Annotated in this window: 18 protein-coding genes; 6 read left to right on the forward strand and 12 right to left on the reverse strand. The window is 70.8% G+C overall.

Annotated elements, in window-relative coordinates:
* Nucleotides 1-854 precede the first annotated feature (854 nt).
* Nucleotides 855-1331, forward strand: coding sequence for an RNA pyrophosphohydrolase (locus tag BKE38_RS23660; protein ID WP_076959685.1), 477 nt, complete (start codon nt 855-857; stop codon nt 1329-1331).
* Nucleotides 1332-1516: 185 nt separating this feature from the next.
* On the opposite strand, the gene BKE38_RS23665 is transcribed toward BKE38_RS23660, so the two are convergent.
* Together BKE38_RS23665 and BKE38_RS23670 are read right to left on the reverse strand one after the other, a co-directional pair.
* Nucleotides 1517-2842: a TldD/PmbA family protein gene (locus tag BKE38_RS23665; RefSeq protein WP_076959686.1), complete on the reverse strand. Its 1326-nt coding sequence runs from the start codon at nt 2840-2842 to the stop codon at nt 1517-1519.
* Entirely contained in the window at nt 2839-4104 is a 1266-nt protein-coding gene (locus BKE38_RS23670; RefSeq protein ID WP_076959687.1) for a M16 family metallopeptidase, read from the reverse strand. The genes BKE38_RS23665 and BKE38_RS23670 overlap by 4 nt, the downstream gene beginning before the upstream one ends.
* Nucleotides 4105-4343: 239 nt before the next feature.
* Between BKE38_RS23670 and BKE38_RS23675 the strand changes: the two genes are divergently transcribed.
* Nucleotides 4344-4793: a septal ring lytic transglycosylase RlpA family protein gene (locus tag BKE38_RS23675; RefSeq protein WP_076959688.1), complete on the forward strand. Its 450-nt coding sequence runs from the start codon at nt 4344-4346 to the stop codon at nt 4791-4793.
* Nucleotides 4794-5065: 272 nt separating this feature from the next.
* On the opposite strand, the gene thrC is transcribed toward BKE38_RS23675, so the two are convergent.
* Entirely contained in the window at nt 5066-6475 is a 1410-nt protein-coding gene (gene thrC / locus BKE38_RS23680; protein WP_076959689.1) for a threonine synthase, read from the reverse strand.
* 87 nt (nt 6476-6562) lie between these two features.
* Between thrC and BKE38_RS23685 the strand changes: the two genes are divergently transcribed.
* Nucleotides 6563-8335, forward strand: coding sequence for a S9 family peptidase (locus BKE38_RS23685; protein WP_076959690.1), 1773 nt, complete (start codon nt 6563-6565; stop codon nt 8333-8335).
* Between the two features lie 35 nt (nt 8336-8370).
* On the opposite strand, the gene BKE38_RS23690 is transcribed toward BKE38_RS23685, so the two are convergent.
* The 9 genes from BKE38_RS23690 to BKE38_RS23730 form a co-directional block, all read right to left on the reverse strand.
* Nucleotides 8371-8832, reverse strand: coding sequence for a RidA family protein (locus tag BKE38_RS23690; RefSeq protein ID WP_076959691.1), 462 nt, complete (start codon nt 8830-8832; stop codon nt 8371-8373).
* A gap of 14 nt (nt 8833-8846) precedes the next feature.
* Nucleotides 8847-9905 (reverse strand): alanine racemase, encoded by a 1059-nt coding sequence (locus BKE38_RS23695; RefSeq protein WP_076959692.1) that lies wholly within the window; start codon nt 9903-9905, stop codon nt 8847-8849.
* Between the two features lie 68 nt (nt 9906-9973).
* Entirely contained in the window at nt 9974-10999 is a 1026-nt protein-coding gene (locus BKE38_RS23700; protein ID WP_083747818.1) for an endo-1,4-beta-xylanase, read from the reverse strand.
* A gap of 533 nt (nt 11000-11532) precedes the next feature.
* Nucleotides 11533-11946 (reverse strand): ATP synthase F1 subunit epsilon, encoded by a 414-nt coding sequence (gene atpC / locus BKE38_RS23705; RefSeq protein ID WP_076959693.1) that lies wholly within the window; start codon nt 11944-11946, stop codon nt 11533-11535.
* A gap of 21 nt (nt 11947-11967) precedes the next feature.
* Nucleotides 11968-13398: a F0F1 ATP synthase subunit beta gene (gene atpD / locus BKE38_RS23710; protein WP_207553654.1), complete on the reverse strand. Its 1431-nt coding sequence runs from the start codon at nt 13396-13398 to the stop codon at nt 11968-11970.
* A gap of 17 nt (nt 13399-13415) precedes the next feature.
* On the reverse strand, nt 13416-14303 hold the full coding sequence (locus BKE38_RS23715) for a F0F1 ATP synthase subunit gamma (RefSeq protein ID WP_076959695.1): 888 nt from the start codon (nt 14301-14303) through the stop codon (nt 13416-13418).
* Between the two features lie 23 nt (nt 14304-14326).
* Nucleotides 14327-15862 carry a F0F1 ATP synthase subunit alpha gene (gene atpA / locus BKE38_RS23720; protein ID WP_076959696.1) on the reverse strand — a complete coding sequence of 512 codons (1536 nt, stop codon included), beginning with the start codon at nt 15860-15862 and terminating at the stop codon, nt 14327-14329.
* Complete coding sequence (locus BKE38_RS23725; RefSeq protein WP_076959697.1) at nt 15862-16443, reverse strand: F0F1 ATP synthase subunit delta; 582 nt, start codon at nt 16441-16443, stop codon at nt 15862-15864. Before BKE38_RS23725 ends, atpA begins: the two co-directional genes overlap by 1 nt.
* A 325-nt stretch (nt 16444-16768) precedes the next feature.
* Nucleotides 16769-18955 (reverse strand): primosomal protein N', encoded by a 2187-nt coding sequence (locus BKE38_RS23730; RefSeq protein WP_076959698.1) that lies wholly within the window; start codon nt 18953-18955, stop codon nt 16769-16771.
* A 115-nt stretch (nt 18956-19070) separates the two neighbouring features.
* Here BKE38_RS23730 and fsa point away from each other — a divergent pair, with 115 nt between their 5' ends.
* The 3 genes from fsa to BKE38_RS23745 all read left to right on the forward strand — a co-directional run.
* On the forward strand, nt 19071-19727 hold the full coding sequence (gene fsa / locus BKE38_RS23735) for a fructose-6-phosphate aldolase (protein WP_076959699.1): 657 nt from the start codon (nt 19071-19073) through the stop codon (nt 19725-19727).
* 56 nt (nt 19728-19783) lie between these two features.
* The gene (locus tag BKE38_RS23740) at nt 19784-20383 is read left to right on the forward strand and encodes a DUF484 family protein (RefSeq protein WP_076959700.1); all 600 of its coding nucleotides are present in this window, start codon (nt 19784-19786) and stop codon (nt 20381-20383) included.
* The coding region (locus BKE38_RS23745) for a site-specific integrase (RefSeq protein WP_165694269.1) at nt 20380-20725 on the forward strand (346 nt) is incomplete at its 3' end. The genes BKE38_RS23740 and BKE38_RS23745, both read left to right, overlap by 4 nt.

Raw genomic sequence — 20725 nt, forward strand, 5'->3', positions numbered from 1 at the left:
TGTTCACGCGTAGGGTCGTCGGCAGCGGCAGATGTGTATAAGGGCCAGCCCGGCGCCCGATCCGGCGCTGCTGGAGGCCTCGCCCTTCGGCGGCCTGCCGCGCGTCACCACCGACGGCCGCGAGCCGCGCCAGCTCTACGCCCGCCCCTTCGACGCGGCCGAGCGCCGGCCGCGCATCGCCCTGGTCATCGGCGGCTTCGGCAATTCGCCGACCCGCTCGGAGGAGGCGCTGCGCCGCCTGCCCGCTGGCGTCACCGCCGCCTTCAACCCGCAGGCGCTGCGCCCGGACCTGCTGCTGGCCCAGGCCCGCGGCGCCGGCCGCGAGGTGCTGCTCGGCCTGCCGCTGGAGTCCGCCAATGGCGAGGCCGCCGAGCACAGCCTGCGCCCCGGCCTGAAGCTGTGGGAGAATCTGGAGCTGCTGCACCGCGCCATGGGCCGCATCGCCGGCTATGCCGGGGTCGTGGGCGCGCTCGGCAACCAGCGCGGCGAGCGCTTCGCCGCCGAGGCCGGCCAGCTGGAAGCCGTGCAGGAAGAGGTCCAGGCGCGCGGGCTGTTCTACCTCGACGCCCGCCCCGGCGCCGCGCCGCCGCTGGAGGGCGCCGGCGCCACCATCGACCTGGTGCTCGACGAGCCGTTGACCCGCGGCGAGGTCGAGCGGCGCCTGGCCGCCCTGGAGCAGATCGCCCGCCGCAACGGCAGCGCCATCGGCCTGGCCGCCGAGCCCTCGCCCCTGCTGGTCGACCGCATCGCCGCCTGGGCCGCCGGCCTCGAGGGCCGCGGCCTGGTGCTGGCCCCGGCCAGCGCGGCGCTGCGTGGCGCCGGCCCCTCCGCCTCCCGCTAAGGCTTTTTCTCAGATGTCCGACCTGCCCTATCGCCGCAATGTCGGCGCCGTGCTGTTCAACCGCGCCGGCCAGGTGTTGATCGCCCGCCGCGCCGACGTCGCCGCCGATGCCTGGCAGCTGCCCCAGGGCGGGCTGGATGAGGGCGAGGACCCGGCGGCCGCGGTGCTGCGCGAGCTCGGCGAGGAGATCGGCACCGCCGAGGCCCGCATCCTGGGCGAGGTGGAGGACTGGCTGACCTACGACCTGCCCGCCGAGCTGATCGGCAAGGCCCTGCGCGGCAAGTATCGTGGCCAGAAGCAGCGCTGGTTCGCCCTGGGCTTCACCGGAGCGGACAGCGCCATCCGCCTGGACCTCGACCCCCACCCCGAATTCAACGCCTGGCGCTGGACGGATCTCGAAGAGCTGCCGGGGATCGTGGTGGCGTTCAGGAAGCCGATCTACGAGCGGCTGGTCGTGGAGTTCGAGAAGTATAAGGGCTGGGCAGCCTAAGCGAAGGTAAGCGACTGGGGGCTCCGCCCCCAGGCCCCCGCCGGGGTGATCGTATCACCCCGGACCCCGCCATCTGTTGGCACCTTGAGGCCATAGTTGGGACTCTTGTGAATGCGGGGGTCCGGGGGCATTCAATGCCCCCGGTGGGGTCCAGGGGCAAAGCCCCTGGCCTCCCCTGCCTTCTCTCAGGCCCCCGCCACAGTCAGGTCATCCACCCGCAGCGTCGGCGCGTCGGTCCCCCGCCGGAACGTCAGATCGCCCGCGGCGCGGAGGCGAAGGAACATGTCCTTCAGATTCCCCGCGATGGTGATCCCCGACACCGCCTCGGCCAGCTCGCCGCCCCGGATCATGAAGCCCGCGGCGCCGCGGCTGTAGTCGCCGGTCACGCCGTTGACGCCCATGCCGATCATCTCGGTGACATAGATGCCGTCGTCGATATCGGCCATCAGCGCGGTGGGCGAGCCCTGGCCGCCTTCGAGCCACAGGTTGGTCGTCGCCGGCGCCGGGGGGCCGGAGATGCTGCGGCTGGCATGGCCGGTGGAGCGCAGGCCGAGCTGCCGCGCGCTGCGCCAGTCCAGCACCCAGCTGGCCAGGATGCCGTCTTCCACCAGGGCGAGCGGCGCGCCGGGCATGCCCTCGCCGTCGAAGGGGCGGGAGCGCAGCCCGCGCACGCGCAGCGGGTCGTCGCGCAGCGACAGGCCCTCGGGCAGTACTCGCTGCCCCATGCGGTCGCGCAGGAAGGAGGTGCCGCGCGCGACGGCCGCCCCGTTCAGCGCCGAGGCCAGGTGGCCGATCAGGGATCCGGCCACGCGCGGGTCGTAGATGATGTGCCGCTTGCCGGTCTTCGGGCGGGCGGCCTTCAGCCGGCGGATGGCGCGCTCGCCGGCATTGCGCCCGAGGCTGGCGGGGTCTTCCAGGTCGTCCAGGTGGACGGCGCTGGAATGGTCGTAGTCGCGCTCCATGCCGGTGCCGCTGCCGGCCAGCGCGGTCACCGAGGTCGAATGCCCGGTGCGGGCATATTCGCCGGCGAAGCCGTTCGAGCTGACCAGCGCGATGCCGGTGCGCGAGTAGCTGGCATCCGCCCCCTCGCTGTTGGTGACGCCGGCGACGGCCAGCGAGGCCTCCTCGGCGGCGCGGGCGCGGGCGATCAGCGCCTCGACGCTCGGTTCGGCGTCATCCGCCAGATCGAGCGCGCGCGGCAGGGCGGCATGGAACTCGCCCAAACCGCCGAAACTGTCCTCGGGCACGGCGCGGGCCATGGCGACGGCGCGCTCGGCCAGGGCCTGGAAGCCGCGCGGATCGGCGTCGGTGGAGGAGACGATGGCCTGCTGCCGGCCGACCAGCACGCGCAGGCCGAGGTCCAGCCCCTCGGAGCGCTCGAGCTGCTCGAGCTTGCCCAGGCGCCACTGCACGGCGAGCGAGGTGCCGCTGATCAGCAGCGCGTCGGCGGCCTCGGCCCCCGCGGCGCGGGCCGCGGCGACCAGGGTTTCGAGCCGCTCGAGCCGGTTCATGCGGCGAGCTTCTCCGCGATGCTCGGCAGGCCCGGCACCTTGCCGGCCGGACCCAGCGCCGCCAGCGTCGGGCGCGAGCGGAAGATCTTCGCCGCCGCCGCCTGCACCTGCTCCACCGTCACCGCGGCGATCTTGGCCTTGGTCTCCTCGACCGGGATGATGCGGCCATGCACCTGGATCTGCCGGGCCAGCTGCTCGCAACGGCTGCCGGTCGATTCCAGCGACATCAGCACCGAGGCGCGCAGCTGCGCCTTGGCCCGCGCCAGCTCCTCCTCGGTCACGTCGTGCTGGACGCGCTTGAGCTCCTCCAGCGCCACCGGCACCAGCTCGGCCGCCTGGTCCTCGCCGGTGCCGGCATAGACGGCGAAGAGCCCGCTGTCGCGGAAGAGCTGGGCGAAGGAATAGATCGAATAGACCAGGCCGCGCTTCTCGCGGATCTCCTGGAACAGGCGCGAGGACATGCCGCCGCCCAGCAGGGTCGAGAGCAGCATGGTCGGGTAGTGCATCGGCGTCGCCACCGCATCGGCCTCGAAGCCCAGCACGACATGCACCTGGTCGAGCTCGCGCTCCTCGCGGAACTCGCCGCCGCCGTAGCGGGCGACCTCGGCCGGGCTCGGCGCCACCAGCGGCAGGTCGGCGAAATGCTTCTCGACCAGGCCGACCAGCTTGTCATGCTCCAGCGCACCGGCGGCGGCGACCACCATGCGGCTCGGCCCGTAATGGCGGCGCATGTAGTCGGTCAGCACGGCGCGGCCCATGCCGCCGACGCTCTCCTCGGTGCCCAGCGTCGGGCGGCCCATCGGCTGGTCGGGGAAGGCGGTCGCCTGGAAATGGTCGAAGACGATGTCGTCCGGCGTGTCGTTGGCCTGGCCGATCTCCTGCAGGATGACGCCGCGCTCGCGCTCCATCTCCTCGGGGATGAAGGTCGAATGGGTCAGGATGTCGCCGATGATGTCGGCGGCCAGGCCCATGTCCTCCTTCAGCACCTTGGCGTAGTAGGCGGTGTTCTCCCGCGCCGTATAGGCGTTCAGGTGGCCGCCGACATTCTCGATCTCGCGGGCGATGGCGGCGGCGTCGCGCTTGGCGGTGCCCTTGAAGGCCATGTGCTCGAGGAAATGCGAGGCGCCGTTCTCGGAGGCCGATTCGTCGCGCGTGCCGGCATGGACATAGGCACCGATGGAGACGGTCTCGACCCGCGGCATGGCCTCGGAGACGATGGTCAGTCCATTGGAAAGGCGCGTCAGCCGCACCGCATCAGACATGGTTCAGAATTCCCTGGGGCACGCCCGGCAGGTTGGGCGCGCTGCTGTCGTTGAGCAACAATGTAAGGGCTATAGCCGCGCTCTGCGACCCCGTTGCCGGGCATTGCCGTCAGGGCAGACCTGCCGTCAAACGGTGACGCGATCCCCTGCGCCAAAGCTCTTGTCCCTTCTGGCCTTTGGAAGACGACCCTGACACCCCATCTCAGTAGCAGGACGGGACCGACAGAGGGGGAAGATCCATGCGTGTCATCCGCCGCGCGGCTGCCTTGGCCGCGCTATCCCTGGGCATCGGGCTGCTGGGCGTCGCGCCCGCCGCCGAGGGCAAGAGCCCGCGCCGCGAGGCCCAGGCGCAGAGCCAGCGTCACCATCACGCCGCGCCGCGCGTGCAGCGCGGCCGCGCCTCCTTCTACGCCAACCGCTTCCATGGCCGCCGCATGGCCAATGGCCGCCGCTTTAACCGCAACGCCCCGGTGGCGGCCAGCCGCACCCTGCCCCTGGGCACGGTCGCCCGGGTGAGGAACCTGGAAAACGGCCGGACGGCGGTGGTGACGATCGAAGACCGCGGACCCCACCTGCGCAGCCGGGTGATCGACCTGAGCCCGGGCACCGCGGCCCGTCTCGGGATCCTCCGGCAAGGCGTGGCGATGGTGGAGGTGACGCCGATCAGGGTTCCGGATCAGCCGGGGTAAGTCAGGGAAGAGAGGGGCAGGCCAGGGGAATGAATTCCCCTGGACCCCATCTTCTTTCTGTCTGTTGGCCGTTGGACAGTCGGCGCTGCAACGGCACCGACGCCCGGGCATCACGGCGGGACGCCGTTCTCACAAAAAAACAGCGCGCCCTCAAAGGTCGCGCTGTCGCGGGACCGGGCCATGTATCGTCCCCACGTGGAGACGGCAGTCACCTCAGAAACAAGAAGAGGGTCTGGGGGAATTCATTCCCCCAGCCTGCTCCTGCCCCTCTCTTAAGCCCCTGTATTCCGCCGCACATGCCCCCGCACCGCCGCCTCGATCTGCCCCAGATCGTTCGGCAGCACAGCAAAGCGTTCCTCGCGGTCGTAGAGGTCGGCCATGCGCGGCGGCAGCGGCGGGCGGAAGCCGGTCGCCTTTTCCACCGCGTCAGGGAACTTCGCCGGATGGGCGGTGGCCGCCACGATGACCGGGATGCCCTTGTCGTCCGGCAGGTGGGCGCGGCCGGCGGCGATGCCAATGGCGGTGTGGGGGTCGGCCAGATAGCCGCAGTCGCGGTGCAGTCGGCGGATTTCCTCCAGCGTCGCCTCGTCGCTGACAGTGAAGCCCTGGATCAGGCGGGTCGCCTGCTTCCAGGCCGCGTCGGGCACCGGCATGCGGCCCTCGGCGCGGAAGCGCTGCATGGTGCTGGCGGTGGCCTGGGCGTCGCGGCCGAGCAGCTCGAACAGCAGGCGCTCGAAGTTGGACGAAACCTGGATGTCCATGCTGGGCGACAGCGAGGGCGCCACCTCCTGCATCGACATGTCGTTGCCGGAGAGGAAGCGCGCCAGGATGTCGTTGCGGTTGGCGCCAATGATCAGCCGCTCGATCGGCAGGCCCATGCGGCGGGCGACCCAGGCGGCCAGCACATTGCCGAAATTGCCGGTGGGGACGGCGACCGCCACCGGCCGGTCGGGGGCGCCGAGCGCCAGCGCGGCATAGGCGTAGTAGGGGACCTGCGCCGCGATGCGCGCCCAGTTGATCGAATTGACCGCGGAGAGCTGCATCTCCTGGCGGAAGGGCGCGTCGGTGAACATCGCCTTCACCAGGTCCTGGCAGTCGTCGAAGCTGCCCTGGACCGCGATGTTGTGGATGTTGGGCGACAGCACCGTGGTCATCTGCCGGCGCTGCACCTCGCTGGTGCGGCCCTCGGGGTGCAGGATGAGGACGTCGATGGCGGCGCGGTCGCGGCAGGCCTCGATGGCGGCCGAGCCGGTGTCGCCCGAGGTCGCGCCGACGATGGTCACCCGCTCGCCGCGCCTGGCCAGCACATGGTCGAACAGCTGCCCGAGCATCTGCATCGCCATGTCCTTGAAGGCGAGCGTCGGACCATGGAACAGCTCGAGCGCGAAGAGCTGCGGCTCCAGCTGCACCAGCGGGGCCGTCGCCGCGCTGCCGAAGCCGGCATAGGCGCGGTTCGCCAGCTCCAGCAGCTTGGCCTCCGGCAGCGACTCGCCGGTGAAGCGGGCCATCAGATGGGCCGCCACCTCGGCATAGGGCCGGCCGCGCAGGGCGCGCCATTCGGCCGCCGAGAGCTCCGGCCAGGTTTCGGGCATGAACAGGCCGCCATCCTCGGCCAGACCGGCCAGGAGGACGCCTTCGAAATCGCGGGCTGGGGCCTGGCCCCGGGTCGAGACATAGCGCATGGCGCGCGGAGACTAGTCCGGGCGCGGCCCGCTGGCCATGGCGTCCGCCGCTTGGCGGCTGCGCATTTCGGGTCCAGGCTTGATCCCATGAACACCGCGTCCCTGCTCGAGCGCCTGCTCGCCACCCCGGCCGCCACCCTGCCCTCCCATGCGGGCGACGGGCGGCTGTATTTCCTGCAGGACAGCGGCGGCTCCGCCCAGGTCTGGGAGCTGTCCGGCGCGGGCGGCGCACCGCGGCAGCGCACCGGGCATGCCGATGCGGTTTCCTTCGTCGCCGGCCTGCCGGATGGCGGCGCGATCTTCGGCCGCGACGGCGCCGGCGACGAGCGCTTCCAGCTCTACCACCTGCCGCCCGAGGGCGAGGCCCGGGCGCTGACCGCCGATCCGCGCACCATCCATGGCTGGGGCGCGATCTCGCCGGACGGGTCGCGCATCGCCTATACCGCCAACAGCCGCGACCCCGCCCATAGCGACGCCTGGGTGATGGACATCGCCAGCGGCGCGGCGCGCTGCGTCGCTGAGCGCGAAGGGCCGCACGAGCTGCCGGCCTGGAGCGCGGACGGGAACGCCCTGCTGCTGGCCACCGCCCCCCGCACCTTCGAGGCGACGCTGCTGCGGGTGCCGGTCGAGGGCGGCGCCGCGACGGAGCTGACCCCGCATCAGGACGATGCCCGCCACCTGAACCCGCGCGCCAAGGCGGATGGCAGCGGGTATTGGCTGCTCGCCGACCGCGGGCGCGAGTTCTTGGCGGTCGCCTTCCAGCGCGACGGCGCGGTTCCCGAGCTGCTCTATGCGCCGGAGGCGGATGTCGAGAAGCTGGAGCTCTCCCCCGACCAGCGGCATCTCGCCGTGGTGGTGAACGAGGGCGGCTATTCCCGGCTACGGCTGCTCGACGCGGCGGGCGCCGTGGTCGCTGAGCCCGCGCATCCCGCCGGCGTCATCACCAAGCTCTCCTGGTCGCCGGACGGCCAAAAGATCGTGTTCGACCTGGCGCGGTTCAGCGCGCCTTCCGCGCTCTATGCCGCGGGGCTGGACGGCGCCCCGGCTGCGCTGCTCCACGGCGCCACCCCGCCCGAGGGGCTGCGCGACTGGACGACCATGTCCTTTCCGACCTTCGATGGTCGGGAAATCCCGGCCTTCCTCGCCTTCCCCGGCGGCCCGATGCCGGCAGGGGGCTGGCCGATGCTGGTCTGGGTGCATGGCGGCCCGGCGATGCAGGCCCTGCCCAACTGGCGCGCCGACCTGCAGGCGGTGCTGGCCCAGGGCATCGGCGTGCTGGTGCCCAATGTCCGCGGCTCCACCGGCTATGGTGTCGCCTATGCCGCGCTGGACGACCGCGAGAAGCGGCTGGACAGCGTCGCCGACCTGGCCGCGGCGCATGCGCATCTGGCGACCCTGGCGGAGGTCGACGGCACCCGCATCGGCATCATGGGCCAGAGCTATGGCGGCTGGATGGTGCTGGCCGCGACCACCGAATATCCGGAGCTCTGGGCCTGCGGCGTCGATTTCTACGGCATCGCCAACTGGCAGAGCTTCTTCCGCAACACCGGCCCCTGGCGCATCGGCCATCGCGCGGCGGAATACGGCGACCCTGTCGCGGATGCCGAGCTGCTGCACCGCCTGTCGCCGCTGCACCAGGCGGCGCGCATCCGCTGCCCGCTGCTGGTGGCGCAGGGCCTGACCGACCCGCGCGTGCCCCCATCCGAGAGCGAGCAGATCGTCGCCGCGCTGCAGGCCAATAGGATCGCGGTCCAGTACCTGACCTTCGCCGATGAAGGCCACGGCTTCACCAAGCGCCACAACAGGCGCGCGGTCTACGAGGCGGTGCTGCGCTTCCTGGCGGCGCATCTGACAGCCTGAGAGGCCGGGGGCCTTGCCGCCCCCGGCGCGTCGCCTCAGTCGAGGATGCGGATCACCGCCTCGATCTCGACCGGCACGTTGGACGGGAGCGACCCCATGCCGATGGCCGAGCGGGCATGGCGGCCGCGCTCGCCCAGCACCTGCACCAGCAGCTCGGAGCAGGCGTCGATCACCTTGGGCTGGCCGCCGAAGTCGGGCGTCGCATAGACCATGCCGAAGAGCTTGAGGAACTCGACCTTCTCCAGCGAGCCGGCCGCCGCCTTGGCCACCGCCAGCAGGTGCAGCCCGCAAAGCACCGCGGCCTTCTGCGCCTCCTCCAGCGTCAGCGCCTCGCCCACCTTGCCGGTGGTCAGGCTGCCATCGGCGAAGCGCGGCACCTGGCCCGACAGATAGGCGACGTCGCCGGCCCGCTTGAAGGGGACGTAGTTGAACAGCGGCTTGCCCACCACAGGCAGGGTATGGCCCAGCGCCGCCAGGCGCGCTTCGGATTCGCTCATCGTTCTTCTCCCCCTCAGACGGTGCGGCCGCGCGCCGCGACCTCGACGAAACCCTGGAACTCCCCGCCGCGCACCAGCGCGATGCGGTCATGCAGGTTGCTCACCGGGCAGACATGGTTGGGCACCACGCGCAGCCGCTCGCCCAGCGCCGGCTTCCTGGCGCAGGCCGAGAGGTCGACCATGCCGTGCTCCTCGCTCAGCCGCTCGAGCCTGGCCTCGGGGTAGTCGGGGAAATAGCCATACCCCTCCTGCACGCCGGCCGGCATGATGTCGGCGGCAAAGCTCTTGCTGCCGCCGTCGATCACCGCGCGGTCCTCGGTCGGGCGGCTGATCACCGTGACATGCAGGTGCAGCGCGCAGTCGGCCCAGCCGGCATGGCCGGCGGCGACCATCATGCGGTCGTTGTAGATATACGTCCCGACCCGCAGCTCGTTGATCGGCGCCGTCTCATGCGCGTGGAAGGCGTTGGGCGTGCCGCCGCCGGTCAGCACCGGAGCGGCCATGCCGCGCGCTTCCAGCTGCGGCAGGGCGACGGCCAGGAAATCGGCGCTGGCGGCGCTCAGCGGATAGGTCATCAGCCCGTCCAGCCGCAGGCCGGCCGTCGCGCGCACCGCCTCGGCCAGCTCCAGCATGGCGTCGACCGAGGTGACGCCGGTCCGCGCCGCGCCGCTGTCGAACTCGATGACCACGCCGATCTCGGCGCCCGACTGCTTCGCGGCGCTGGCCGCCGTGGCGAGCGCGATCGGATTGTCGATGGCGACCCGCATCTTCGCCCGTGGGGCCAGCGCTGCCAGCCGCTTGGCCTTGGCCTCCCCCATCAGCGGGTAGGAGATGAAAATATCGGTCAGGCCGGCATCGACCATGACCTCGGCCTCGCCCAGCTTCTGGCAGGTGATGCCCTGCGCGCCGAGCTCCACCTGCCGCTGCGCCAGCGCCGGGATCTTGTGCGTCTTGATATGCGGCCGCAGCGCCAGGCCGTGCTGGTCGCAATAGGCCTGCATGCGCTTCAGATTCGCCTCGACCACATCGAGGTCGACCACGGGCACGGGGGTTTCGAGAGAGGCGAGGTCCATCACAGCTCCAGCAGGCTTCTTTCAGGCCGCCAGAGCAAACACCGGATGGGCGCCGCTGTCGCCCCCCTTCAGTCGCCGCCGCGGAAGGCCCGCGCCAAAGCGTGCCACATCGGCTTGCGCTGCCAGTTGTCGTCCAGCGGCAGGCCGCGATGCACCCGCCCCTGCCCCATGGCCACCGCCGGCGTGTTGGCCAGCCAGGAATATTTGTCGCTCAGCCCCCAGCTGAGCACCGTGCGCGCGCCACCCTCCAGCGCGGTGGAGACGAAGGCATAGGTGCGCTCGGCGACCAGCGCGTCGCGGGCGGCGATCTCCTGCGGCGCGTCCCAGGTCTCGCGGATGTCGAGCTCGGTGATCAGCACCTGCAGCCCGAGCGAACGCACCTCCGCCAGGAAGCCGGCGAAGGACGCGGCATTGAAGGGCCGGGACATGTGCAGATGCCCCTGGATGCCCAGCGCATCGAGCGGCACCTTCCGCTCCAGCAGCCCGCGCAGCAGGGCCAGCAGCTGCTGCCGCTTCAGCAGCGCCTCCGGCACGTCTTCCTCGAAGCCGTATTCGTTCAGCACGATGCGCAGCGTCGGATCGCGCTCCCGCGCCATCTTCAAGGCGATGTCGATGTATTCCGGCCCCAGCGCCCGCAGCCAGGGCGTGTCGCGCAGCTGGTCGCCGGCGGTCGCGATCGGCTCGTTCACCACGTCCCAGTCGCGGATCTGGCTGCGCGTGTGGCTCAGCACCCGGTCGAAATGCGCCGTCATGATGCCAAGCGCACGGTCGCGCCCCTCGGTCAGCGCCCGCTCGGCCCAGGCCGGCAGGCTCTCGTGCCAGACCAGGGCATGGCCGCGCAGGGTCCGCCCGCGCTGCTGCGCCCAGCGCAGCTGCGCATCGAGCAGGGAGGTGTCGAACTTGCCTTCCTCCGGCTGCAGGGCCGCGAACTTGCCCTCCCATTCCGAAACGATGACCGCGGCCTCGGCGGCGAAGGCCGCCTCATAGGCGGGGTCGCGCTGCATCAGATGCGTCAGCATCGCGGCGCCGAAGCTGATGCCGCGGGCCCGGGCGATCTCGCCCAGCCCGGTCATGGCGCGCAGCACCTCGGGCATCTGCTGGTCCTGGGCCCGGGCACGCACGCAGCTGGACAAGGCCAGGCCGCTGCCGGCCAGAAGAAAGCCACGACGGGCCAGCGCCGGGGCCGAAAGCGGCCGGGCGGGAAACTTCGGGCTCAGGGAAACCTCCGGCGCGCTGCGGGACGGTGTCCAGGGTACCGGGTCAGGTTCCTTGTCGCAACGGATGAGAAACCTTTCGGGCAGTTTAGAAAGGCAAGCCGAAGGCCAGGGGGAATGAATTCCCCCTGGACCCCCATCTTTTTTCTGCGGTGACTGCCGTGTCCACGTGGAGACGGGCGGTGAAACGGCCGCGCCGAAGCGCGACCTGGGGGCGAGCGCCATTCCATGAAAACGGCGTCCCACCGTGCTGCCCGGGTGTCGTGGCCGGCGAAGGGCTGGTCGTCGAACGGCCAACAGACAGAAAAAAGAAGGGGTCCAGGGGAATTCATTCCCCTGGCCTGCCCAAAAACGAAAAAGCCCCGAACCTTACCGGTCCGGGGCTTTCTCAATCGTTCACCGGGAGGCGTCGATCAGGCGGCTTCCGCGGCCTGTTCCATCTCGCGGGCGGCGAGCAGCCGGTCCATGGCGCCTTCGCGCTCCTCCGGGGTCGCGGAGGCGGCGGCGGCTTCGTAGTCGGCCTCGGCCTTCTTCACCCGCGCTTGGGCTTCGCTGCGGGACAACTCGGCCAGCGGCGTGGCTTCGTCGGCCAGCACCGTCACCCGGGTCGGGGTGATTTCCGCGAAGCCGCCCATGACGAACAGCTTCTCGGTGATCGCGCCGTTTTCCTGGACGCGGATGACGCCGCCCTTGAGGGCCACGATCATCGGCGCCATGCCGGGCAGCACGCCCATCTCGCCTTCCGCCGCCGGGATGATCGCCATCTCGACGGGGCGGGAGAGGAGCAGCTTCTCCGGGCTTACCAGCTCAAGGTCGAAGGTCGCCATGGGTCAGCTCCCTATCGATCCTCAGGCCGCGGCCTTGAGGCCTTCGGCCTTCTTCACCGCGTCCTCGATGGTGCCGACCATGTAGAAGGCGGCTTCCGGCAGGTGGTCGTACTCGCCCTTGCAGATGGCGGCGAAGGACCGGACGGTGTCCTCGATCTTGACGAAGACGCCCGGGGTGCCGGTGAAGACCTCGGCGACGTGGAAGGGCTGGCTGAGGAAGCGCTGGATCTTGCGCGCGCGCGCCACGATCAGCTTGTCGTCCTCGGACAGCTCGTCCATGCCCAGGATGGCGATGATGTCCTGCAGCGACTTGTAGGTCTGCAGGATGCGCTGCACTTCGCGGGCGGTGTTGTAGTGCTCGTCGCCCAGGATCCGCGGGTCCATCGCACGGCTGGTGGAGTCCAGCGGGTCGACGGCCGGGAAGATCGCCTGCTCGGCGATCGAGCGCGACAGAACCGTGGTCGCGTCCAGGTGGGCGAAGGAGGTGGCGGGCGCCGGGTCGGTCAGATCGTCGGCCGGGACGTAAATCGCCTGGACCGAGGTGATCGAGCCCTTCTTGGTCGAGGTGATGCGCTCCTGCAGGGCGCCCATGTCCGTCGCCAGCGTCGGCTGATAGCCGACGGCCGAAGGAATACGGCCGAGCAGAGCGGACACCTCGGCGCCAGCCTGGGTGAACCGGAAAATATTGTCGATGAAGAAGAGCACGTCCTGGCCCTGCTCATCGCGGAAGTACTCCGCCATGGACAGGCCCGAGAGGGCGACGCGGGCGCGGGCGCCCGGCGGCTCGTTCATCTGGCCATAGACCAGCGCCACCTTGGAACCTTCGGTGGAGCCGTCCTCGCCGAGCTTGATGACGCCGGCATCGATCATCTCGTGATAGAGATCGTTGCCCTCGCGGGTACGCTCGCCGACGCCGGCGAAGACGGACACGCCGCCATGGCCCTTGGCGATGTTGTTGATCAGTTCCTGAATGGTGACGGTCTTGCCGACGCCGGCGCCGCCGAACAGGCCGATCTTGCCGCCCTTCAGGTAGGGGCACATCAGGTCGACGACCTTGATGCCCGTGACCAGGATCTCGGCCGAGGTCGCCTGGTCCTCGAAGGCCGGGGCCTGGCGGTGGATGGTGTAGGTCTTCTCGGACTTCACCGGGCCGCGCTCGTCGATCGGCTCGCCGATGACGTTCAGGATGCGGCCGAGGGTGCCCTCGCCCACCGGCACGGCGATGCCGGCGCCGGTGTCGACCACCTCGGAGCCGCGGACCAGACCGTCGGTCGTGTCCATGGCGATGGTGCGGACGGTGCGCTCACCGAGGTGCTGGGCGACTTCCAGCACCAGGGTGCGGTCGCCGATCTTCACCTGCAGGGCGTTCTGCATGCGCGGCAGTTCGGAGGGGAACTGCACGTCCACGACAGCGCCCAGGACCTGCGTGACCTTGCCAACGTTGTTCTTCATGGCTGTGCTCATTCCCCTCAGAGGGCTTCCGCACCCGAGATGATCTCGATCAGCTCGCGGGTGATGTTCGCCTGACGCGTACGGTTGTAGGTCAGGGTCAGCTTGTTGATCATGTCGCCGGCGTTGCGGGTCGCGTTGTCCATCGCGTTCATCCGCGCGCCATGCTCGCCGGCGGCGCTTTCGAGGATCGCGCGATAGATCTGGATCGCGAGATTCTTCGGCAGCAGCTGCGCCAGGATCGTGGCCTCATCCGGCTCGTATTCGTACCAGGCCTGGGCCTCGCCCGACGCGGTCTCGGCGGCCGCTTCCGGCAGCTCGGCCGGGATCAGCTGCTGGTCCGACGGGATCTGCGCGATGACGCTGCGGAAGCGGTTGTAGATCAGCGTGCAGACGTCGAACTCGCCGGCCTCGAGCATGCCGGTCAGGCGCTCGGCGATGGCGTTCGCATCCTCGAAGCCGACGCGCTTCTTGCCCTGGAAGGTGATCTCGCCGGCCATGCGGCTGGCGAACTCACGCTTCAGGTAGGTCGCGCCCTTGCGGCCGACCGTCAGGATCTTGACGGTCTTGCCGGCGGCTTCGAGCTTGCGGATGTGGTTGCGCGCATGGCGCCCCACATTGGTGTTGAAGGGCCCGGCGAGGCCGCGATCGGCGGTCACCACGACCAGCAGATGGACCTGGTCGGAGCCGGTGCCCACCAGCAGCTTCGGCGCGTCAGGGTTGCCGGCCACCGCCTGGCCGAGGGAGGCGAGCATGCGCGCCATCCGCTCGGCATAGGGGCGCGCCGCCTCCGCCTGAGACTGGGCGCGGCGGAGCTTCGCCGCCGCGACCATCTTCATCGCCTGGGTGATCTTCCGGGTCGACTTGACGCTGTTGATGCGCCCCCGGAGCTCCTTCAGGTTGGCCATGGATTACTCCCTTGAGCCTACCTTCAGGCCGCGAAGGACTTGGCGAAGCCGTCCATGAAGGACACCAGCTTGGCCTCGTTCTCCTTGGTGATCTCCTTCTTGTCGCGGATGCTCTCGGCGATCTCCGGCGCGTTGGCGCGGATCGACGACAGCAGCTGCGCCTCGAAGGCACCGACCTTGTTCACCGGCACCTTGTCCAGGTAGCCGCGCACGCCGGCGAAGAGCGAGATCACCTGCTCCTCGATCGAGACGGGCTTGAACTGGGGCTGCTTCAGCAGCTCCGTCAGGCGCGCGCCGCGGGCCAGCAGGGCCTGGGTCGAGGCGTCGAGGTCCGAGGCGAACTGGGCGAAGGCCGCCATCTCGCGGTACTGCGCCAGCTCCAGCTTGATCTTGCCGGCGACCTGCTTCATCGCCTTGACCTGCGCGGCCGAGCCGACGCGGGAGACGGAGAGGCCGACGTTCACCGCGGGGCGGATGCCCTTGAAGAACAGCTCGGTCTCCAGGAAGATCTGGCCGTCGGTGATCGAGATCACGTTGGTCGGGATGTACGCCGAGACGTCGCCCGCCTGGGTCTCGATGACCGGCAGCGCGGTCAGCGAGCCGAGGCCGGCGGCCTCGCCCATCTTCGCCGCGCGCTCGAGCAGGCGGGAGTGCAGGTAGAAGACGTCGCCCGGATAGGCTTCGCGGCCCGGCGGACGGCGCAGCAGCAGCGACATCTGGCGGTAGGCGACGGCCTGCTTCGACAGATCGTCGTAGAAGATGACCGCGTGCTTGCCGCTGTCGCGGAAGAACTCGCCCATGGCGCAACCGGTGTAGGGCGCCAGGAACTGCATCGGGGCCGGGTCGGAAGCCGTCGCGGCGACGATGATCGAGTACTCGAGCGCGCCGTTCTCTTCGAGGGTGCGCACCAGCTGGGCGACCGTCGAGCGCTTCTGGCCGACGGCGACGTAGATGCAATAAAGCTTCTTGCTCTCGTCGGTGCCGGCGTTGATCGCCTTCTGGTTCAGGATGGTGTCGATGATGACAGCCGTCTTGCCCGTCTGGCGGTCGCCGATGACCAGCTCGCGCTGGCCGCGGCCGATCGGGATCAGGGCGTCGATTGCCTTGATGCCGGTCTGCATCGGCTCATGCACCGACTTGCGCGGGATGATGCCCGGCGCCTTCACCTCGACCTGGGTGCTGGTCACGTCGACCAGCGGGCCCTTGCCGTCGATCGGGTTGCCGAGGCCGTCGACCACGCGGCCGAGCAGACCCTTGCCAACCGGCACGGAGACGATGTCGCCGGTGCGCGAGACGCTGTCGCCCTCGCGGATGCCGCTGTCGTCACCGAAGATGACGACGCCGACATTGTCGGTCTCGAGGTTGAGCGCCATGCCCTTGAGGCCGGCGGAGGGGAACTCCACCAGCTCGCCGGCCATGACATTCTGCAGGCCGTAGACGCGGGCAATGCCGTCGCCAACGGTCAGGACGGTGCCGACTTCGGCAACATTCGCTTCGGCGTCGAAGCCGGCGATCTGCTGCTTCAGGATCTCCGAGATCTCGGCGGGACGGATTTCCATCAGGCGGCCCCCTTCATGGCGTACTGCAGACGCTGCAGCTTGGACTGGATCGAGCTGTCGTAGAGGCGGGACCCGAGACGGACCACGAGGCCACCCAGCAGGGTGGGATCGAGGCGCTCGACCAGCTTCACGTTGGAATAGCCGGCCTCGGTCAGGCGCGCCGCGAGCTGCGTGCGCTGGACGTCGGTCAGCGGATGGGCGGTGGTGACCTCGGCGGTCTGCTGGCCACGCTGTTCCGCCAGCAGCACGCCGAAGGCGCTGAGCACCTGCGGCAGCGTCGACAGGCGGCGGTTGGCGATCAGCACGCCGACCAGGTTCCGGACGTCGCCGGAAACCCCGGCGCGTTCCAGCACGGCGAAGGCGCCGCGCTTCTGCGCGACGCTGTCCAGCCGAGGGTCATGGATGAAGGCAGCGAAGGCGGGGTCGGAGGCGAGCAGCGCGGCGAGCTTGTCCAGCTCGGCAGCGACGGCGTCGACCGCCTTCTTGTCCTTCGCCAGCTCCAGCAGGGCCAGCGCATAGCGCTGGGCGAGGCCGGAGGGGTGGGTCGCGTTCGGCGAGACGTTGGTCGCTTCGGAGGCCACGGAGGATCCCGTTCTCTTGCTTTCCCGGCGTCCTGCCGCGCGCGCGACCGACTCGTCGGTCTGGCGGCGGATGGACATGATTTCGACGCGAGCGGACGAGGCCCGCTGCGGCGGCCCGGCATTAACACAGGGGATTGCTTGGCGGCAACGGGGGCTGCGGCGGATTCGTTACCAGCGTTTCACCGGATGGGCACATTTTGTTGCCCGGAACCATGTTCCGCCCGACTGCCCTATCTCGGCGGCCCGGCCGCGCTTTCAACCCGCGGCGGGCCAGAAATCGCCCAGCGCTACCGCCTATGCCGCGACCGCGCAGGAAAACAGCGGCTTACAGAAAGCTGACCGGGTCGACATCGACCTGGACGCGGACCGAGGCCGGAATCTGCACCCGTCCCAGCCATTCGCGCAGCAGCGGCTGCACGGCAATGTCGCGCCGCGCCTTCAGCAGCAGCCGCCGCCGGTGCCTGCCGCGCAGCAGCGCGAGCGGCGCGGGCGCCGGGCCCAGCACCTGCACCCCCTCCCCCGCCGGCCCGGACAGGCCGAGGTCGCGCGCGACACGATCGGCCTCGCGCTCGTCCTCGGCGCTGACGATCAGCGCGGCGAGCCGGCCGAAGGGCGGCCAGTGGCCGGGGCGGCGCGCCTCGGCCTCGGCCGCCATGAAGCCGTCGAGGTCGCCGGCGACCAGCGCCTCCAGCACCGGATGCTCCGGGCTCCAGCTCTGCAGCAGCACGCGGCCGGGCGCCTCGGCGCGGCCGGCGCGGCCGGCCACCTGGTGCAGCAGCTGCACGGTGCGCTCGGCCGCCCGCAGGTCGCCGCCGGCCAGGCCCAAGTCGGCATCGACCACGCCGACCAGGGTCAGGTGCGGAAAGTGCCAGCCCTTGGCGACGATCTGGGTGCCGATGATCAGGTCGACCTCGCGCGCCGCGATGGCCCGCGCCGCCTCGGCCGCCGCGGCAGGCCCGGCGATGGTGTCGGAGGCCATGACCAGCCGCCGGGCCTCGGGGAACAGCAGCTCGGCCTCCTCCTGCACCCGCTCCACCCCGGGGCCGAGCGGGGTCAGGCTCGATTCGGAATGGCATTCCGGGCAATGGGGCGGGATCGGCTCGGCATGGCCGCAATGATGGCACTGCAGGCAGCGGCGCACCCGGTGCTCGACCAGCCAGGCGCTGCAGTTCGGGCAGCGCATGCGGTGGCCGCAGCTGCGGCACAGCGTCAGCGGCGCGTAGCCGCGGCGGTTGAGGAACAGCATCGCCTGCTGCCCCTCGGCCAGCGTCGCATGGACGGCCTCGACCAGCGGCGGGCTGAGGAAGCGGCCGCGCTCCGGCGGCGTGGCGCGCTGGTCGATCAGGCTGACCGCCGGCATCGAGGCGCCGCCATGCCGCACCGGCAGGTGCAGCGCCGCGTAGCGCCCGGTCTCGGCATTGGTCAGCGTCTCCAGGCTGGGCGTCGCCGAGACCAGCACGCAGGCCGCCTGCGACAGCCGGGCGCGCACCACCGCCATGTCGCGGGCGTGGTAGACGACGCCCTCCTCCTGCTTGAAGGCGGTCTCGTGCTCCTCGTCGACGACGATCAGGCCGAGATCGGGATAGGGCAGGAACAGCGCCGAGCGGGCGCCGACCAGCACCTGGATGCGCCCCTCGGCCAGGGCCCGCCAGGTGTCGCGCCGCCGCCGGCTGCCGAGCTCCGAATGCCACAGCGCCGGCGGCACGCCGAAGCGGCGCTCGAAGCGCTCCAGCCACTGGGTCGACAGCGCGATCTCCGGCAGCAGCACCAGCGCCTGGCGACCGAGCTTCAGGCATTCCTCCACCGCGTCCAGATAGACCTCGGTCTTGCCCGAGCCGGTGACGCCGGTCAGCAGCGTCACCCCGAAGGCCTGCGCGGCCGTCGCCTGGCGCAGCGCCGCCGCCGCGACCTGCTGCTCGCCGCCCAGCAGCGGGCCGGGCCGCGTCAGGTCGGGCGCCGGGAAGGCCTCGCCGGCCGGCATCAGCGCCGATTCGAGCAGCCCGGCCTCGGCCATGCCGCGCACCACGCCGGAGGAGACGCCGGCCTCGGCGGAGATGGCGGCGGCCGACTGCACGTCGCCCGGCTCGATCGCGTCCAGCACCCGGCGCCGGGTCTCTGTCAGCTTCCCCTCGCCCCGCTTGGCGCGCTGGCCGGCGGCCGAGAGGCGCCAGCCGGCTTTCGAGGCTGGCGGCTCCAGCGCGGACGGCGCGCTCATCGCCATGCGCAGCACCGCACCGGGAGGGTTCAGCGTATAGGCCGCCACCCAGTCGACGAATTTCCTCAGGCTGGCCGTCATCGGGGGGACGTCCAGCACCGCCCGGATGTCGCGCAGCTTCTTCTCCGGCAGGTCGGGATCGGCCTCGCCATCCCAGACCACGCCGATCATGCTGCGGCCCGAGAGCGGCACCTCGACGAAGCTGCCGGCCGCCGGGGCCTCGGCCCACACAGCGGGGACGCGGTAGTCATAGGCGCCGGCGAGCGGCAAGGGCAGCAGGACACGCAGACGGGCCATGCCGCCTTTGTCGGGCGGCGCGGCCTTTCGTTCAACACCCTGTCTCCGCTAGAAGGGGGGCCTCGCAGGTCATCGCCACGGCCGTCAGGCCGTGCCGCCGCAGGGGAATCCCAAGATGAAGTTCTTCGTCGACACCGCCGAGGTGTCCGAAATCCGCGCGCTCGCCGAGCTCGGCATGGTCGATGGCGTGACCACCAACCCCTCGCTGATCGCCAAGTCCGGCCGCAACATGGCCGAGGTCATCGCCGAGATCTGCACCGTCACCCCGGGCCATGTCTCGGCCGAGGTCACCGCGACCGACTATGACGGCATGCTGGCCGAGGGCCGCTTCCTGCGCGGCATCGCCGACAATGTCTGCGTCAAGGTGCCGCTGACCGAGGCCGGGCTGCGCACCTGCCGCACCCTGACCGACGAAGGCACCCCGGTGAACGTCACCCTGTGCTTCTCGCCGGTGCAGGCGCTGCTGGCCGCCAAGGCGGGCGCCACCTACATCTCGCCCTTCGTCGGCCGGCTGGACGACCTGGCGCAGGACGGCATGCAGCTGATCGAAGACATCGTGCAGATCTACCGCAACTACCCGGATCTGAAGACCGAGGTGCTGGTCGCCTCGATCCGCCACCCGCTGCACATGGCCCAGGCCGCCCGGATCGGCGCCGATGTCGCCACCCTGCCGCCGGCGGTGATCCGCCAGCTGATCAAGCACCCGCTGACCGATCGCGGCCTGGAAGCCTTCCTGGCCGATTGGAAGAAGACGGGGCAGAGCATCCTCTGATAGGAACAGGCCGGGGCGCGCGTTTCTCGCCCCGGCCACCTCTGGAACAGATCGTGATGGACGGCGACACGGTTGCCGCCTGGCTGCGCGAGCACCCCGACTTCCTGGCCCAGCAGCCGGAGCTCTACCGGATGCTCAAGCCCCCCCGCCGCATCCATGGCGAGGGGCTGGCCGACCACATGGCGGCGATGCTGGCGGCCGAGCGCGCCGCCGCCCGCGACCTGGCCGACACCGCGCGCGAGAGCGACGGCTTCTCCGCCCGCACCCGCGCCGCCGTTCTCGCCCTGATCCCGAGCCAGGACCCGGCCGAGACCGTCCGCCAGGAATGGCCGGACCTGCTGGGCCTGGCGCATTGCGCCATCGCCGACGAAGGCACCCCGGGCCATCACCGCCTGACCCTGCCGCCCGGGACCGTCGCCCGCCTGCTGCCGGCCGGCCGCGACGCCCTGCTGCGCACCGCCCCCACCGACGAGCCGCTGCTGCATGCCGAGGCCGCGCCCCTGGTCTGCTGCGACGCCCTGGCCCGACTGCCGGTGCCGGGCGCCCCCGCTTTGCTGGTGCTTGGCGCCCGCCACCCGAGCGAGCTGCCGGCCCGCGGCGCCACCCCGCATCTGCAGTTCCTGGCCCGCGCCCTGGCCGCGGCGCTGTCGCGATGAACAATCCCCGCCTGACCGGCATCGCCGCGCGGCAGCTCTGGCTCGACTGGCTGGAGCGCGAGCGCCGCGCCAGCCGCCACACCCTCTCCGCCTATGGCGCCGACCTGGCCGATTTCCTGGGCTTCCTGAGCCGCCACCTGGGCGCCGAGCCCGACCTGGAGGCGCTGCAGGCGCTGCGCCCTGCCGACCTGCGCGGCTTCATGGCCGAGCGTGCCCGCAAGGACGGCGTCGGCACCGCCACCCGCGCCCGCCAGCTGGCCGCCATCCGCGGCTTTCTCCGTTTTCTTGCCCGTCACCACGGCCTGCAGCCCCTGGCCCTGGCCGGCCTGCGCGGCCCCAAAG

This window comes from Teichococcus deserti, from assembly GCF_001982615.1.
Taxonomy (GTDB): Bacteria; Pseudomonadota; Alphaproteobacteria; order Acetobacterales; family Acetobacteraceae; genus Pseudoroseomonas; species Pseudoroseomonas deserti.